At 56.2% G+C, this 18,766-nt stretch carries 1 protein-coding gene (running past one end of the window); it reads left to right on the top strand.

Annotation, left to right across the window (positions count from 1 at the left end):
• The first annotated feature begins 13 nt into the window (after nucleotides 1-13).
• Nucleotides 14-18,766, top strand: the beginning of a protein-coding gene (locus Q8Q08_00915; GenBank protein MDP2652572.1) for a pyridoxal-phosphate dependent enzyme. 96,237 nt of this gene lie beyond the right edge of the window; the window shows 18,753 of its 114,990 coding nt (coding positions 1-18,753); it begins with the start codon at nucleotides 14-16; its stop codon lies off the right edge, out of view.

Here is an 18,766-nt window from a genome sequence, read left to right as displayed (position 1 = left end):
GGAATATACGATTGTGGTCACGACCGACGAAACGGTCTTGGGCACCGGCAAGAACGGCCTGCCCATGATCGCCGAAACTAATGTTGTCGATGCGGTCAATTATCATCCCGCCTATTTTGCGCAATCCGACTCGAAACGCCTGAGCATCAACCGTCATGAATTTATCAGCCACATCGCCAAAGGCATCCGCCGGGAATGGGTCGCCCGGCTGGATACGTGGGCGTTCGGGCTGATCAATCGTTTAACCCCTGGGCCCTTGGCCAAGACACCAAGGACTATCGGGGCTTCTCTGGATAAAAATGAAACCCCTGGGCCCGCCGAAACAGTGCCAACCAAACCGTGGCTGGTGAGGAGCGCCCCGTCCGCCCCTGGAACGGACGGGAGCACGCTCTTTGGCACTGCCGAGAGCATCTCGGCGGCGGCCCAGGGGTCTTTTGTTGAGAACCATCCATCTTTCCAAAATACGATCCCGGGCCTGCCGCGGACAGCGCTACCCAAACCGTGGCTGGTGATGAGCGCTGATCAGCAGAGCACCGCGGCAGCCCGGGAATCTATGAGCGATCCTGCAACGGGGATGGATCGCCGGATGTTCCTGCGCCTGACCGGTTTGGCCGGATTCGGCGCTGTTCTGGGGGCCATTGATATAGGTGCCGCGGTGCAGGGCGTTGAAGCGCAGGACAAGGGCGTCCGATTCGCCGCTCAATACCTGGAAGAAGTCCTGTCCGGGGCGCTGCCGATCCATGTGAGCAACGTGAAGGAGAATTGGGAGAACCTCTTCGGCGTAAAGGCCGAGGACACGCAAGCCGTCAAAGACATCAAAGCGAAATATCAGGAGCTGCTGAAGGACGACGGACTGCTTCTGGCCTTCGTGAAGGCGTTGTTCAAATCTTTTGCCGCGGCCCGGCAGAAGAGCGGCAAACCTTACGTCAATGCCGCGGTCAATATCGAGCTGGCGCTGCAGGAACTGCTGCCCGGCCAGAAGGGCCGGATCCGGGCCTTCCTCAAACACAGCCTGGCGAGGTTCACGCACAACTTTTCGATCGTCCGGAGTAACGGCAAGGACGCCGGGGAAAATAAAGAGATCAGGGATGAAGTGCTCTTGGTGGCGGGCCGTGCGGACGCGGAGTTGGCGTCGAAACTCAAAGCCCTCCTGGAGAGCGCCGATTCCGGGTTTGAACTGAACCGGCAGAATGCGGATCAGGAGAAGGTCCTCAAAATCAGCGAGAGATATCTCGCTGCCGAAAAAGATTTGAACGTCTATCTGACCGGCCATGGCTTTTATGTCTTTGTCAGCATGAACATGCGGACCGGGAAGACCCGCCAGCTTTACATGAAGTCTTACGAAATCCAAGAGGAGCGGCAGGTTATCACGGACGGCAAACCGGTGCGCGTCCTGATCGTCAAGGGCATCGACGCCATCGTCGGCAGCAATATCCTCGGCAATCATCAGCAGCAGCACGATTTCGCCGTGGTCTTCATCGACAACATCGAGAATGCCCTGGACATGTTCGAAAAATGGCTCGCGGCCGGCACCAGCGACGTTTACGCGGACCGCGAGAAATTCATGACCGCCGGCCAGAAAGAGGCCCTCGAGAAATTCCGCAAGCTCCTGGTTGAGCTTCTGAAGAAAGATTTTGAAGGATTGACGCGTGAACAGCGGCTGGCCAAATTGATCGACCAGACCGCGGCCCATGAAGCCCGCCATGGCGCCGACAAAGGCCTGGTTGACAAAGACGACCATATCACCCTGGAAGAGCGGGCCTTTGCCGCTGAGTTGGCCTCCGGCATCCTGCCCAACGCGAGCTTGGTGCAGTGGGTCCAGCATGTCTTCGGCGGGGATGTCTATGACGTGGCTTCCGAGCGCGTGTTCCTGGCCCGCGAGAAGCTTGAACTCTCCAAGGAACTGGCCAAACAGGATGATTTGAGGATCCGGCTGTATGATTTTGAGCGCCTGGGCGAGATCCTCAAGGCCCTGGCCGACCTGCCCAGAGAAAGATTGATGAAGTTCGGCGGGATGATCCTGGCCCGCCCGGTCCGCAAAGCCCCGGCCGGGAAAGCCGGCGCCCGTTTGCAGCCGGCAGCCGCCGATCAGTCCTTCTTCGCCGCAGTCGCCGCCGCAGAAGCCCATTCCGAAACGGCGGCGCTCTTCCGGAGGTCCCGCGCGGCGGTCAGCATCACTCAGGCGCAACAATGGCTGGAGCGATTAAGCCACAGGTCGCCGGGTTCAAAGATCAGTCTCGACGCAACACAATCTTTTGCCAAACATGATAAGGAAGTTCGTGAGCAGCAGTTATCGAAACAGACAGATTTTGAGAGTAAGCTATCGGAATTTCATGAAGCATTGCTTTTGGATATCCAAGAGAACCGCTTACGCCTGATTGGGGCATTGCCGCCGGCCGTGGTCCGTCAATTGGAGGACAAGGTCCGCGGCTGGACGCAGGGCAATATTCGACATATCGTTTTGGTCGGCGAGGAACTTGATTCTTCGGCTCAGGCATTTCTGGAAGGTTTGACCACTCGAAGCCACTGGGGTCGGCAGATGCAGGAACAGGGCCGTCCTCAAGGGCATCTTTTGGATAGTCACGACCAGGGCGCACTCAATCGTCTTCTCAAGAAAATCCCGGCTGCTGATAGGCGGCAGGTTAAAGTTGTGCGCATAGGGCCCGTGACGAATGACACGGAGCGCTTCTTGTTGGAACTTCGCAAGGCGGACCGGATCCCTGAGGCAAATGTCGAAGAAGCGAATTCTGCTTTATTTAATGCAAGAACGGTCGGGCTATTGGCGGCAGGCCTGCTTGATGTGAATTTCATGGCACGGATTTATGAGGCAGCTCGAAGGTCTTATAAGGAATGGTTAAAGCTTAGAAAGTCTGATGAGATCAAGAAATACATCGCTTATCAATTCGCCGCGCAGCTCATTCGCATGGCGGATACGGGGATTAATTTCATCGTATTACTGATGTTTTCGACGGTGCTACGGCTATTCTCACCGTGGTTTAGCCACCTGTTGAACAAACACGTTGGGGCCTCCGGGCTCAATGTGTTCTTTACCGGCGAATGGGCGACCTCCGCGTATCACTCCATCCAGCAAGGTTGGAGGCAGTCCCGCGGGCTTGTGCATCTGCTGGAACGCTGGGGCTTTATCGGGATTGTGTCTTTGATCCCCAATATCGCCGGATCAGCGGTGGTGAGCGGCCATGTTAACCCCATCTACCGTGGATTTGGGTTTGATTTCTTCTTGAGGATCTTCCGGAGAGCGTTACGTATCCCGATGTCTCAGGCGGACCGGCCGATGCTGGATTTGATCTTTGACGCCAAGACTCCGGAAGACCTGGGACGGTTCCTGCACTTTGCGCAAGTTTCCGCCGCGATGGCCGGTAAGATTGCGGAGTATGCGGTGGGCAAAGAACAGGATAAAGTGGTAGAGATGGATCGTGCCGCAGCAAAGAGACGCGACGACGCGCGGGTCGTCCCGATGGAAGACGGCCAGCAAGAGCGCGACCAGAACGTACTTGCGGTTGAAGAGAATGATGGGAACCTGAGATTTACCGGGATTGTGGGTGAGGCGATTGAAGAAGGGAGAGCCGGCACGTTGGAAGGGGTGCTTAAGATATTGAATCTTAAGAAGCGCCTGAAGAGCAAAGTGCTTGAGGCAAGACGCGGCGGTCTTGCATTGGACCATTTGAATGTGGGAAGGATTCGCGAAAGTGCCCGCGATTCGGAAAAGGCGGCACAACTCTTTAAAGGGAAGACCAGGGTCTATGCGATTTCCATCGGCGGTTCGACAACCGGCCCGATTCTCAACAGTGCCCTGGCGCAAGCCGATGGACCGGAAATTGTTGAAATTCAATCGCTCGACGTTCAGCAGATGGACAGGATTCTGAAAGAAATTGAAGATCACCCGAGTCCTGATGAGATCGGCGTCATCATTATTTCCAAGTCAGGGACGACGATGGAAACGGATGCCAACGGCTGGACGGTCGTCGGCGGGCTGGAGAAGCGGCTGGGCAGTGAACGGGTTAAGAAGAATGTTATCTTCATCACCGACCCGCAGGTGGGGACTCTGGTGGCCAAGGTCAAGAAAGAAGGCTGGCGGTTTATCAATCACCCCGTATTGATCGGCGGCCGCTGGAGCATGTTCTCAAGTGTCGGACTTATCTTCTATTTCCTTAAGGGCGGCCATAGAGCGGATCTTGAGAAGGCTGTCAATCAGATCGACTGGGAAAAGAAATACGAGGCCGCGCTCAAGACCATCGATAAGGAGTTCAAGGCCATAGCGGATCAATACAACGCAACCCGCGAGAAGAAAGGGCAGATCAAACCGGATGACCTCCTGGATCCGAAGGCGGATCTTCCTCTCTCCATGCGCAGGCAGGCAATTGGAGTGATGTACAGTGCGCTTTGGCCGGTTCCCGGAGCATGGGAAGGTGTCGTCAAAAACATCTTGAATGTGGTTTGGCGGCGGGATACGGAGGTCGCCGTTTCTTTGACCAGCGGATTTGAACAGCTCGTTTCTCATAAGAACCCATTTTATTCTCAGCTGACGGTAGAGAGTCTCGGTAAACCGGGTGTCAGGCGGCAGACCGTCTCTTTGAACGGCTGGGGTGCTCTGCGTAATAACTGGAATCAGATTGTGAACGACGAGCGTGGCTTTGTCTCGTTATTTGGAGAATCCGTTGCTATACAAGAACACAGAGATGACGAAGGCCGCATTGATTCGGAGCTCGCCAACAACGACGAAGCGGAGTGGAAGGCCGTCAAAGAAGAATTGAGAAAAGAAAAAGTGCCCTTTATCTCTTACCGCACGGGCGGCCCCATGAGCCCGGCAAATCTTTTGAATTTCATGATTGCCCAATATGTCAGTCTTGCGGTCAGCGCCGCGCTTTATGGCCCGATGGATGTGGACTCTGAAGGACAGATGGGCGTTGAGCAGACAAAGCTTGTGGTGTTGGCGCTCACCGAGCGCGTGAACCAGGAAATCAACCGTCGCCTGGAGGAATACCGTCAAGAACAAAACGTGCGGTGGCGCAGATTCTGGAATTGGCTCATGAGGAATGATGTGGAGGATCTCCTGCGCCGCGAAGAGGAAAGGATAAGGCGCGAGGGGGTCCCGATTCCCGACATCCCCTCAGACCGCATCGAGCAGGTTAATGAGGTCGAGATGAATCTTGCCAGATCGATGAGTTTTGATGAAAACGTCAGGACGCTTTTAGAGAATGTTTTGATCGGCGACGAAAACCGGGCCGGACTTATCACAGAAGAGTTCGCACATATTGTTGAAGACACCCCGGCCCATGAGATTCAGAAAGGCCTGCATGACTTGATGTTGAGCCGTTTCAGCAATTCTGCGGCTGTTTCCCGTGTGATTATTGACGGGGAAGACGTGGCCTCGCACCGGGAGGGGCTTGTTGTGCGCATCACAAGCTTGGAAAGTCTTGGCAATGTGGACAGCGGGACTGCGAACGGCACGAGCTTCGGTATCTATAAGAAGACGGAAAATGGCGGATTGGAACTTAAGGCCGGTGTCCAGATCCTCTGGGGCTCGGATGTCAGGGTGGTTGTCTCGGACGGCATGAGGACCCAGGATTACAAGCTGAAAGGCGACGGCCGCCGGATCGAGATGTTCCGTCCCGGCGATAATAACGTTGTCTTGGCCCAGAAAGGGAGTTTCCTCGCTCCGGCCGGATTTTCGAAAAAACGGCCGCAAGGGTATCAACAATTTGAGAAGCGAATCCAGCGGTTTATGAATACTTCCATACGGTTCTCTGATGCCCCGAGCGCCGATAACTATTTGATGATGAACAAGCAGGGCCTTTACTCCGGCTGGGTGAGCTGGGGGCAGGCCATAGAACTGGCCCGTATTTTTGAAGCCGCCTCCGGCTTTGCCGTTGTTATGACGGAAGAAGGCATGCGGCCGGTGAGCGACATCCCGGTCTCGGCAACGCTTTTGTTAAGCGACAAAGAGGTGTACGTATACGCAGGCAATCCGGATACCGTCAAGCAAGTGCAGGTGTTTATGGATTATCTGGGTATTGAGGGAACCAGGGGCCGGCCTGTGGTCTTGGATATTATCGACGCGTTTCGAGCGATTCCATCGCAGGCGCCGCTAAAACTCCGCGCTCAGGCGTTGGCCTGGGCCTTGCGATTGAAGGACAGCCTGGACACCTTGCCTGAGGTTATGGATGAAGCGACGGCCGAAACGGTTAAAAAGATTCGTGAGGCCTTGAATGGGTCTTTCGATGGAAACCGCAAGGGCCTGTTCGATCAATTAGGCCAGGTCGAAGTGACAGCGGCTCTGACGGCGGAATACCTGTCATTAAGTTTACCTGAAAGAAAAGAGCGTTCAAATGAGTTCATTCTTTTAGGGAATCTCGACGCTGGACTCAGATTTCATCCCGGCATCGAAGAGGGGGAACCCGTAAGAATGGTCTATGCACTTGAGCGGCGTTTTAACCATGCCGCCGGCTGGGGTTTTCTGAAAAGGGCCACTACGTCGGCTTTTGATGGCGGGTATCCGGCCTTGGAGGTTGAGCTCGATAAAGCCCGAGACATTTTACAGGAGAGTTATCATCGAGACGCCGAGAGAAGGACCAAGCCGGAAGCAGAGCCCATTCCTCCTGTCGAGTTCGACGAGGAGTTAAATGAGTATATGGATCAATCCGCCGGCGTGCCTGACGAAGTCCGGCAATTTTTAGGGTTGGCCGATAATCATCTCCCGGAAAACGCCCGCGCGCTTTACAAGAAGCTTTTGAGCGTTTATCTCAATGACCAGGAGGTGGATTTAAGCACGGATGATGAGTTGCGTAAGCTTGCCGATAAAGAAGCGTCAATCTTTTATAAGAAAGACGGTCGTTCTTTTGTCCGCAGCCTGCACTACATCAGAAGAAACCTTGAGGAAAATAAATTCGACCCGAGTGTTAATCTTTCCGGAGATGTCTCGAGCCGTCTGGACCATATCTTCAACACGGTGCTTATTTATTTCGGCCGTCCTATGGTGCATCTGATTATTTCTGAAGAAAATGAGGAAGTGATCCAAGGCGGCCTGCCTGCCGGACAGGCAGGTCAGAATACGCTCGATGGCAAATCCCCGCTTGTTCTGAGACTTCTGAAACTTCTTGACCCGATTGACGGTTCCAGTCAAATCAAGGAAGGCGGCACCTTCGGCATGATTGCCGGCATCGCTGTGATCAAACCGGGCCAGAAGATCAGTGAATTTGATGCGGAAAAACAATTCCTGGCAAGTCTTGAAATGCAGTACGGCTGGCCGCGCGCCATGATCAGCTTTGTGAACCGCAGGAATGTGAACCCGGCCGATGGGGAGCGCTTTGGAAAAGCAGAGGTCATGCAATTTGAGCTGACCGGAAAGAAACTGACCGGCAAGAAGGTGGGTGCTCAGGCGCGGGAGATGACCTTGAAACGGACAACCGCCTATGAATCGATCCGGCGCTTTGAAAAGGGGCTCGAGTGGCAGGGAGCCCTGCCGGTCATTGATTCCAAACGCGGCATCGGTTTTGCGATGGGCGGGTCGTTCAGCGACAGTCTTACGGATGATGGTCACCGTGAAATTGTTTCCTGGCTCATTGATACGTATGGCTATAACCTCGGTTACACGGGTGCGCTGGTCAATGACATAAGAAAACTCCTCCACTTATCTCCCAAACAGTACATGGGCATCCTGCATACCTATGCCGCAACAAGCAAGCACAAACACGGCCGGTTCCGTCTGGCCTTTGAGCTTTATCATTATGCGCTCATGTTCAAGGTGTTGGGCGGCGAGGTCATTGACGGCCATAAACCGATGCTTGGGAACCGTCTGCCGGATGAAGAGCCGAGCGGCGTTGAAAAAGAATTTTACGGCGGCAGCCCCTGGATTACCAAATTGATCATGGCCTGGAGGGATTATGCGGCGGCCCATTTGAAGGGGACGAATCCTACGGCGAAAAGAATGAGGGATGAACTGGAGCAGTTTATTAAACAGTATATTTGGCAGTCAACGGCGTTGTTTGAGACGGTCGTCAGATATTCTCAAGAACCCGGCAATCAGGTTGCTTCCAAGACGGTGGATCAGGTGCGGGAGGCGGTGTTCGAACAGGACGGTGATATTATGCCGATCTTTGGTATGTCAGCCCCAGAGGCGTATAAAAAGCTCTTTGGGCAAGAGATCGCGGAAGCGATGGAAAACAACGGTGCCTCTCAACCGGATCGGACGGGGGAGCAGGACCACACCCGCAGCAAGTCCGGCAAAGAATTGACCGAAGCGGAAGTGTGGGCCGAGGTCGAGACAAAAGGCAGCCGCAAATTAACTGATGGCGAGGTGGCTGCCTTGGCTGGGGTCAAGCCAACGGTTGCGGCATTCTTAGCACAGAGCGGACGTGAAAGCTGGATGAGCGAGTTAAGTGAATTCTTGGCGGATACCGGACATTTACGCGCCGGGCCGTATGATCTCTTTTTCGCTGGAAAAGCAGGGGACATTACGTATTTCGATGAAAAAGTATTGGGTAATCCTTTAGAGCTTGCCTTAACGATTCTGCACGAATTAGGCGCCCGCCGCGGCCAGCCACACATAGAGAATCTTAAGTTAGAAGGTGAATTCCTTACCGGGATTAGACAGATAAGTCCCTTCGTATATTCTGCACCGTTGGTCTTCTATGACTGGGGTTCGGTGATTTTGGCGGCGCTGGGCTTGACCGCCCTGGCTGTCGCGTCTCCTGCCGCCTTTGGTGTTTTGGCCGCCGGGGCCGCCATCCTGTACGGCACCATTTTCTTCATTATTCGCTTGAGCAAAGTTCTTCAGAAGGTCCATAATCAAGTCAAATCCTCTGGGCCACCACCTCTGAATGAGTCATCCAGAGAAGTGCCCGGTACCACAAAAGTTTTTGATCAAGATCTCCGGGCCTCCTTGACAAAGGCATCAAGGACTAGGCCCGATTTATCCGGATTTGAACTGCAAGGTATCGGGCCGTCGCGCACAACCTCTGCCAAACCGTGGCTGGTCCCGTCTTCTCTTGAAACAAAATCAAGGAAGACGGGATCCCGACAATCTCTCTTTGAGAGGACAGTCGGGATGATGAGCGTTGTGAAGCAGCATCTTGCGGCGGCCCGGAGATTTTTCTCTCCTGCCCAGTCTCAGAACCCCGTCCGCGAACAAGAAACTGAAGGCGCCGTCCTTTCCCGCCGGGCGTTCCTCAAGGCCGTGGGCGCGGGCGCTGCCGCAGCTGTGCTGGCCGCGACACCTCTTGCCGCGCAGGCCGTGGACCGGCTGGCCCTCGGCGACGCGTCCAATTACGATCCGCAGTATAAAGTGAGATGGATCGATCTCCTGCCGTCGCGGGACATCTCGGCTTACGACGTCCTGGTCTTCCGGGCGCGAGGCAAGGGCAACCTGCTTGTCCGGTTATTGAATGAGAACATCCCCTATGACCAGCAGGGCGCTCTTCTGACCGAGCGCTTCGCCCTGACCGACACCGAGAGAGAGATCCGCATCGACCTGAGCCGGTTCGCCACCCTGGGCGCGAACTTGGCCGCCATCAAGCAGATCAGTTTCCATTTCGGCGCGATCGTCTGGCGCGAGAACACCGGCAACGGGACCGATTCAAACGCGATCATCACTCGTGTCGCTCTGGAGAAAGGCCCGATCGTCCAGCCGGAGAAGCCGCGTTATGACGGCCGCGACACGATCTATGTGGACGTGACCGGTGCGGGCCGCCATTATTTCAATGTTTTGACGACACAGACTCCCCGGGAGGAATCCGGCAACCTCGTGGACGATGCCACGGGGCTGGTCACCACCGGCCGCTATGCCTTCCACATTTTCAGCCAGTCGCACATCCTCGGCGACGCCGTGCTGAGGATAGATCTGACCGCCACCGGAAAAACGTATCTGTATATGGTGGACCCGACCCGCACGAGGTTCACCTACTTTACGGCGGTCAACTCGCCCCATCCGGCTCTTACGCAGATCGACACCACCGACATCAACTGGCAGGCGATCGGCGAGTTCTTCCATTTCCCGAAGCCGGTGGTTTCCGCGGAAGGCCGAACGGTCCTGAGCGGGTTTATCCGCGACCTCACCGGGACAACGTCGTCTTCCGGTTTCATCTATCGCTCGACGATTTTGGCCCAGCGAAAAGTCAATGAGTTCAAACAGGGCGCGTTGTCGGCCTCGCCGGCCTTTAACACGCTGATCGCGCTGACCATGAGCGGCCCCGGCCGCAGGGACGTCGAAGTCATTCACGCGAACGAGGCCCCGCTCACGTTGAAGCCGATCACGATCCGCGGCCGCGACATCTACCGCGGGGACGAGATTTATCTCATGCACGGCGCGACCCTCTCGGCCGGCCATCCGGGCCAGGCGCGCGAGCAGGTCCAGTTCACGCTGGCTTACATCGGCGGCGAAGCGGCGGTGGAGTTGATGGTGAGCGCCGGCATCAACACGGTGAGGACGTATTATCCGCCGGAGCAGGACCTCATGGACGCCTTTGCCCGCCATGGCATCATGGTCATCGCCGGGTTTACCAACCTGGATGACCGCTGGGGCGTCCCGGCCAACCAGAAATACGATATTCAGAGCGGCCGTTACCTGGACTGGATCCGGCAGTTCGCCAATCATCCGGCCCTGCTGGCCATCGAGCTCGGCAATGAATACAACTATCTTTTCCGTCTGAATCCGCAGTGGATCAGCGACGGCCAGGGCAACGGCGCGCCGGCCTGGTACCGTCAGGTCCGCCACGCGTCCGCCGCGATCCGGGAGCTCGCGGAATATCAGGCCAATCCGCTCCCAATCTCGGCCGCCCAGTGGCCGGAGAAGTTCGGCGAGGAGACGGTGAACGGCGTCGACGAGGTTGTCACGCTGGTTGAGGAAGGCGTCCTGGACATGGTCGGGTTTAACGTATTCCGTCACACAACGCTTGAGAATGCGGACGAGGGCCATCTGGCCGCCGAGTTCGCGCGCAAGACGCAAAACAATCCGGTGCCGATGTATTTGTCCGAATGGGGCGTGGACTGGACGGTCGATCCGCAGGAGCAGGCGGCGTCCGCCGAATTTCTCTGGAACAGGCACGTGGCCCCGGCGATGCGCGAAGGCCTGATGTCCGGCGGCACGTTCATGACCTGGCAGAACGAGGCATGGAAGCTCTCCACCAGCGAAGCCCAGGCCAACCTCGGCATGGTGATCGTGAACGTTGTGCAGGACGTGATCAGCTTTGTTCAGAAACCGGTGTTTGCGGTCTTCCAATACCTCTGGAAATTGACCCCGCTTATCATCGTCGGCATCGGCTTGCTTGGCGCCGTGAACGGCTGGAGCGCCGAAATGCCGATTGACGACGCAGGGATGGCCAATGATGCGGTTGCGACCGGCGTTTGGTCATCGATCGTTGGCCATGTTTCACAGGTCCTTCAGTTGTCCATGGATAGTCTCGGTCAGGTCCATAAAGCTTTGGCGTATTCACTTTTGGTTCTGGTGTTCTTCATCAACGTCGCGATTCACGAATTCGGTCACGCCGTTGTGATCAAATATTTCAGCGGCAAGATGCCCAGGCTGGTTTTTGTCAAGAGGTTGGGTATCGGTGTGAAATCTTTGGACATGGAGCCGAGGCTTTGGTACGGATGGCAGGGGCAAGTTGCCGTGATGTCCGGCGGGTATCTGATGCAGATCTCTGCGGGCTTGGCCGCCGGGATCATCCTGATCGCCTTTGGTTTCTCCTTGTCCGCATTTGCCGTCTTTGTGTTGACACTGTTCACCTGGATGAACATTATCCCAGGCGTGTTTGGGTTTATTCCAACAGGGATCAACAGTTCCAGCGTCAATATGCTTACGGCTCGCGACGGGACCCGGATCGCGCGCTGGTTCGTTAATCGCTCGCAGGACCGTAAGCTCGCCGCCCATGTCGCCGGCCTGGCCGGCGAAGGCCGGCTTAAGGGCGAAGCCATCGCCGATCTTCCGAAGATCCTCGAAGAGACCATCCGCAAAGTCCGGCAACAATTCCCGCAAGTCGGCAAAGCCCTGGACGCGTCCAAAAACAAGGTCCGCGCCTTTGTCGGAAACAGCCCGCCGGTTCAGGATATCTGGACGAGTTTTGAAACCGACTCCTTCCGCCACAAAGGGAACATCTATGTGGCTCCTCCGATGGCCGAAGACCGCGCTGCCTTGATGGAAGAAATCCTCTTCCAGTGGACCATGCAGCTGGGCTTCCCCGAGGAATTCAGTTACCACTTCGTTCTGGTGGTCAACGGCAAAGAGAAGGACGCGGACATGAAGGCCTACGCCCTCCGCTGGGCGGACCAGATTGCCGCGAAAGAGAAAAAACGGCCAGCGAATCCTAAGAAAGGTTCTTCCTCGTTGGCCAGGAAAGCGATCTGGAGCCTTGCCGTTGTCGGCATTGCGGCAGGGGTTGTCACGGCCTACCGCGTTTCCCGGCAGACCGAAAAAGCGGCAGAGACTCCCTCAGTCGTTCAGCCCGCGGATTCGAAAACGCTTTTAGCCGCGGCGCAGCGGGCTTTGCAGCGTCTCGGGTATGGCGCCCAGGATATCGCGGATCTCACGGGACAATTTCGCGCATTGTTCGAAGAAGTTAACCTGGCCGGATTCCAAGCCCGGCTGGTTGCCGCGGATACACAGACCCGGATCGCCGTCTTGCATGAGCTTGTCCAGGCGCTCGACGCCAAGGGTTACCGCGACATCAAGAATCCTAAGCCGCTCAACCAGGCCCTGATCAACCGCCTTCTGACGGTCGATGTCTATCAGTCGGTGGGCGGCGACATCTTTGCCTACATCGACAGTGAGCCCCGCCTGAACGCGGAACAAAAGCGTCAACTCAAAGAACGTGCCGTGGCCTGCACCTGTCTCACGACCCTGAATTATGTGATATTGAGTGCGATAGAAGTTCCAGGGTTGAGTGACCGGATCGTCATTGCGCAGGCGCCGGAGCATATTTTCAATCTCATTGATCTCGGCGGCGGAAAATATCTCTTCGCGGATCTGTCGTACGGGGTTGTCCGCATCGTGGATGTCGGCAGCCGTTACGAGGGCAACGCTTACTTGGGGTTGAAGAAAGAGAACCGGCTGGGGAAAGAACAGCTTCAGAACCTGACCCGGATGATTGAGCAGGGGCAGTTGAGCTTCGAAAAAATCGCCGCGCTCGACGAAAAAGAACTTCTGACCATGGTTTATACCTACCTGCGTCTGTCTCCGGACACGAAAACGGTTGTTGCCTCGATTCTGGGAGGTCTGGCAACCACTTGGACAGAGGCCGGGGATTGGCGGAAGGCCGATGAGATTGGCCGGGCGGTTCTGGCGATGAATCCAGGGGATGCCGCCATGTACGCTAACCTGGGCATCGCGGCCGGGCGGCGCGGGGATTTTGAAGAGGCCCGCGTCAATTTGGAAAAAGCCGTTCAGCTTAATCCGTACGCCGCCGGTTATCACCAGCAGTTGGGGGTGGCTTTGGGTCGCCTGGACCGTGTTTCAGAGGCCCGTACGGTGCTTGAGAAGGCCCTTGAGCTCGACGCCGACAATGCCAGGACGCATTATCTCTTGGGTGTGGCCAAATCCCGCTTAGGCCTGCGTGAACAAGCCATCGCCAATTACACGCGGGCGGTCATCCTTGAGCCGTCATGGACCAACAGTCTGGCCCCGGAAACACGGGAAGCCGTTCGGCAGAAGGTGGAGCAGATCAAGCGCAGCAACGATAAGGGGGGCGACAAGGGACGGAACCCGGCAGGCCCGAATCTTTCGGTGAGAATGATGTGGATTGCCGGTGAAACGTCGACTGACATGCGGCCGGAAGAACAACGCCTGTTTATGGTGACGATCACACCGCAGGGCGGGGTGACGGTTGAGGGAGATACGGAAGAAGGGAAGGAGGCGGTTGAATACATCTTCCGTCGCGGGGCTGAACAACACCGGCGGTTGGTCGCCCGCCTGCCCGGACCGCTCGTGTTCCTGGTGACCGTCAACGGGAATTTGGAGACCGCCGCCCGGACGATATCATTAAGAGAAGTCCATCTGCATCCGAAGACCCTGCGAGGCCCGCCCCAGGTCGGCGAAGAGCATCTCCGGGCCCTGCAGGAGATCGCCGGTTTTGACGAACTTCATCATCTTCTCGATCTCAATCTCGGGCTTAATAAGGGGAGAGATGTCGTTCATCAGGAGCTGGTCGGTCACATCGATGCCGCTGAAAATAATTTCTTAAAGTCCCGCCTCATCACCCTATTCCATACGTCTGCCGGATATCAGCCGGAAGAAGAATTGGCCTATTTGCTTGCTGTGCCGTCCGCAGCCGATGCCCCGGCCCATGAGGGTGATTCGTTGAAGAAGAGGCGTTCTTCCGGTCCGTTCTCCTTGACCGAGACTGAAGCGCAGCAGAGCAGGGACGGCCGTAAGCGCGCGCCGATCATGAGAGGTCATTCGAGCATTCCTTCCCGCCCGTGGACAGAATTGCAGGGAGAATGGGTGATCCAGGAATTGCGTTATTATCCGCAGAACATCCGTCATTCAGGCTTGAGGAATTCCCGCGGAAAGCCGGCGGATGAATTTGGCGACTATCCCGATTGGGTTTATGTCCTTTACAACACGACCAAACACGAAGGCCCGGCGTCTTTCCATCAACCGGTCTATGTCGGCCCGGACGACATTTGGTATTTGTTTGGCAGTCGCCCGGAGCGCGACCAGGCGATTCAGGACATGCGCGACAAAAAAGAAGCCGAGCTGACGGAAAACAGGAATCGGTTTGAGCGCTTGAAACGCCTGAATGAATGGCTGAAGTGGCCGGTGGCCCTGGATATCCAGGCCTTTGCCGGCCAGTTGCAAACAAACGGGAAACCTTTCCGGCCGGAGCAGAGAGAGGCCATTGAAAGGGAATATGCAAAGGCCGAACGGTCCTGGGCCACGGTGATGTCGCAGGTGCCGCTTGATGATTTCTTCGGCATCATCCACAGCCTTAAGAAGACCATCGGAAGAAAAATCGTCTATATTACGCCTGCGGAAGCCGACAGGCTGCGTCAATTGGTCGAGCGATTGGAACAGGCTCAAGTCTCGGAGCAAGACGCGCCACTGACGTCTGATGATCAGAAGTTCCTCCTGGAACTTTACCGGCGTTTGCGTGGCATCCAGAAGATCGTGGAGCACGCCGCCATCAAATGGGCCAAAAAGCAGGCGACACCCGTCACTCCCGAGCAGGAGGCGTTGACTCCCGCCTACCACGCGGTGATTTGGATTGCGGATTACATCAGGGAACATGTTTTGCCTTCTTGCCCAACGTGTCCGGCGATTTTGGATGTCGGTTCCAACATCGGTGAATTCAAGGCCCATTTCCGTCAGCGGCTTTCCGACGATCAGAAGCCGGCCGCAGATCGGGTGGTCGGCCTTGAACGCCATCCCGAGATTTATTCCTTGGACAAGAGTCTCAAACGCGTTCGCGCCGATATCGGCGTGCTGAACGACCTCCATTTGCCGAGGGTGGAAGAGGCCGCGGATTCCGATGCCCGCCGGATGGTTGAGGCCGCTCCACACCAGTTCGACATCATCATCGCCAGCTTTGTTTTGGATCAGGTGGAGACCTCTGACAAGGTCCGCCAGGCGTTGGTTGCGTTTGAACATCTCCTGGCCAAACCCGAGGCCGGCCGTGAACCGTTGTTGATGATCGCCATGCCCGAGCATGCGCCTTTGTTCAATTCTTCATTTGATCAGGCGCTACGCAAGATCGGTTACCGGCTGGTCGTCCATTATCCGTTTGAGGTCAACCGCGTCACAGATGAAGCGAAACAGCGTTGGATCGGGGACTTCGGCCCGGAAATTGCGCGTCGGATGGAACACGCCACAGCCAAACCTTTCCACGCGGCGGTTTACGCCAAAGAGAGGTCCGTTGCCGGCGATGAGATCAACAGGCTCCAGGAGCACGAGTTGATCCTGCGTCAGGCCCAGAAACGCCGGGTGAACCGGCAGGAAACGGACGGGACGGTAAATGGGCGCGGACAATTCTTGGACGTTGATCTTTTGGAGGTCATTTCTCATTTGAACGCTATTAGACTGAATGACTTTATGACACAGGCCGTCGGGAGTATCGTGCCTCGGTCGCGGCTCACTAACGAGGAACGGTATGAATGGTTCCGGACATCCATTGCTACCCTGGAGCTCTTTAGAGGTCAGCTGACCGGGCCGGAGCGAAGGAGACTGGATCAGGTCGTGGCCTTCTTTACGGAAGCCCTGGATACGTATCTGCCGGAGAGTGTCGTAACGTTTGTCGAGCAAAGGACCAGGGCCTTGGAAAACCGAAAAATGTATACCGTGACGGAAGTCAGGGCTGTGTTGTCGGAATATGCACCGGAATTCGATTATTTCGCCCGGCATGCGCAGGAGATTCTCGATGAAATGAGGCAAATCACGGGACAGGCCGGCCTTCAGATCCCTGCCCCGCTGGAAACCAAATTTACGATCGGGTCCATCAATTCCATCATTGCCCATTCCCAGCGCCGGATGAACAAGCGGCCCAGCATCGGGGAAACCAAGCTGCCTCCGGTGCTGGCCCGGCGGGTGAGCTTGCAGTATGCGATCGGCGATCTCCGTGCCGAAAATCGCAATCCGACGTCCGTTTGGGTCGCGTTCCTCGCCGGCATGAGTCATCAGGAGCTCCTGGCATGGGCCGAGGACAACGGCGTCAGTTTAGAGTTGCTTGGAGTCGAGGTCCGGCCTGCCTTGCCTGAAACGGAAGTCGGCATGGATACGGCCAGGGAATTCGAAAAACAGGTTGAGACGTTTCTGCGTAACCGTCCTCAATCCCAACTGGTTTCTGATGAGGAGATTCTTGAACGCGTCATGGCCGATTATCCGGAGTCCGGCTTTGCACAGATGACGGATGGCCGGAAGAAAGACCTGTTGGCGAATCTACGACGTCTCCTTTCTCCGAACAGGGCGCCGAGCGTGATTGAGCGCGAGGTGCGCAAACTCATTGAACGCACCTTCCCGGCGTTCGGCGGCCGCTCAAGTCTTGCGCTCAGATTGATCGCAGCCTTCAAGCCCGGTCAGGCGCAGGCCTTGGGTCGACCTGCGGAAATCGTCGCGATCTGCGAACCCAACATGTATGCGGAGACGGTCCACCGTTCACGCGGCATCTTGAGACGCATTATTGCCACCGCCAGGGAAACAAAGCGGCCCGTTGTCCTGGTCTTTGCAGATAACCGTGCCCCGGGCGCGACAGCGCAAAAGTTGAGAAGTGATTATCGAAATTTAAGTCTGCCCATGCGGGCCGACAGCGACAAGTTCAGGGCGGAAGTCCACGCGTTCCGCCGCCAGTTAGGGGACGACTTCAGCCCGGAGAATATCCGTCGAGTTGCCCAGCGCCTGCCCGCACATTCCACATTTGTCGAAGCTTACAGAAATTACAATGCCATGGCGGAAGAGAAGGCGGCCAGAGGTTCCATTATTTATACAACGCCGGAGGAAGAGAACAGCCCTGAATTAAAACACCGGCGCGCCTGGCAAACGGAATTGGACAGAGCGCGGGGCGAACATGTCCGGATCAGGCCCGCCCCCATGCCGTTTGAGGCCTGGTTGGCCGAGCTTCTCGTCATAGCCAACGTGATGGAGCTTGCCGAGCAGACAGGGGTGGGGAAGGAAACGCAAATCGACAGAACCGTTCTTAACGTCCAATTGCAAAATCCCTTTTTGATGGCGGTGAGTCAGCAATTGGCCTTTGATGCCCTTACCGGGATGATTGATGAAGAGAGGGCCAAGGGCCTTGGAGACGCTATTTTCGTCGTTATCTATCGAGATGCATATTATCCACTGTTTGAACAATTGGAACCGGCGGAATACCGGGTCTTGGCCGGTTTGCTGGGGACAATTTTGGAAGTCGCACAAGAGCGGCCGGACTATGTGCTCGCCCATGATCGCCTGAACCGGGATGATACGTCAAGACCGCTAAACCTGGACGAAGGTAAGTATTTGGGACACTTGATAACGTATGTTTTGGCTATGCAGCAAGAGAAACAAAGACAACAAACAATTTTACCCGAGGAGTACTGGGCGAGGATGCGAACCGCCATGACGCCGCATTATGGCGGGGAACTGCTGCAGGCGCTACGAGGACAGATTCATCCGGTCACACCAAGGGTCGTCGAACATGGGACTGTCTTAGGTCTGCGGCCGGAGAGATTTGCTGCCTTGCAGGAAGCCCAGCGGCAGGGACGGGACCGCGAATTTATTGCGCAAGAGGCCGATCAAGAAGAAGACGATCTGGAGGCCTTTGCCGCACAATTCCCCGACGGCCGCAACAATCCGGCCGTTTTGGCAGAATTCATAAGATGGCATCAAGAACAAGTCATTGTGTTTATCAATGGCAAATTCGAGCTGATCAAGACCGAGCCCATCCACTTGGAGCGGCTGGCGGAGCTGTTCCGGGCCGGCAGGGAAGCCCACCGACTGCATAACCTGGCAATATCTCGTCCGGTTTACACCTGGACCCTGGGAGATCAGATCGATGACGCCCGGGCCATGCTGGCCACGGCCCACCGGGCGCGGCCGGAACCCGCACGGGTGGCGCAATTGTCCGAACAATCCATCCAGATCGCCTCGGGGTTGACGGAACAACAATGGGGCCGGCTTACCGGCAGTATGACACTGACTGTCGAGCTGCCGAATATCCTCCGGGGTCTTCGGGAAGTTATCAAGGAGAACTTGACGAACCTTGCAGCTCTCCCGTTTGTCTGGATTGCCGGCCGCGATGCCGAGATAGTTTATGATGCCTTAAAAACGATATTCGCCGGAACGGAA

This window comes from Candidatus Omnitrophota bacterium, assembly GCA_030688425.1.
Classification (GTDB): domain Bacteria; phylum Omnitrophota; class Gorgyraeia; order Zapsychrales; family JANLHA01; genus JAUYIB01.
Note: the sequence above shows the minus strand (reverse complement) of the source record. Positions and strands in the feature narration are given on the sequence as shown.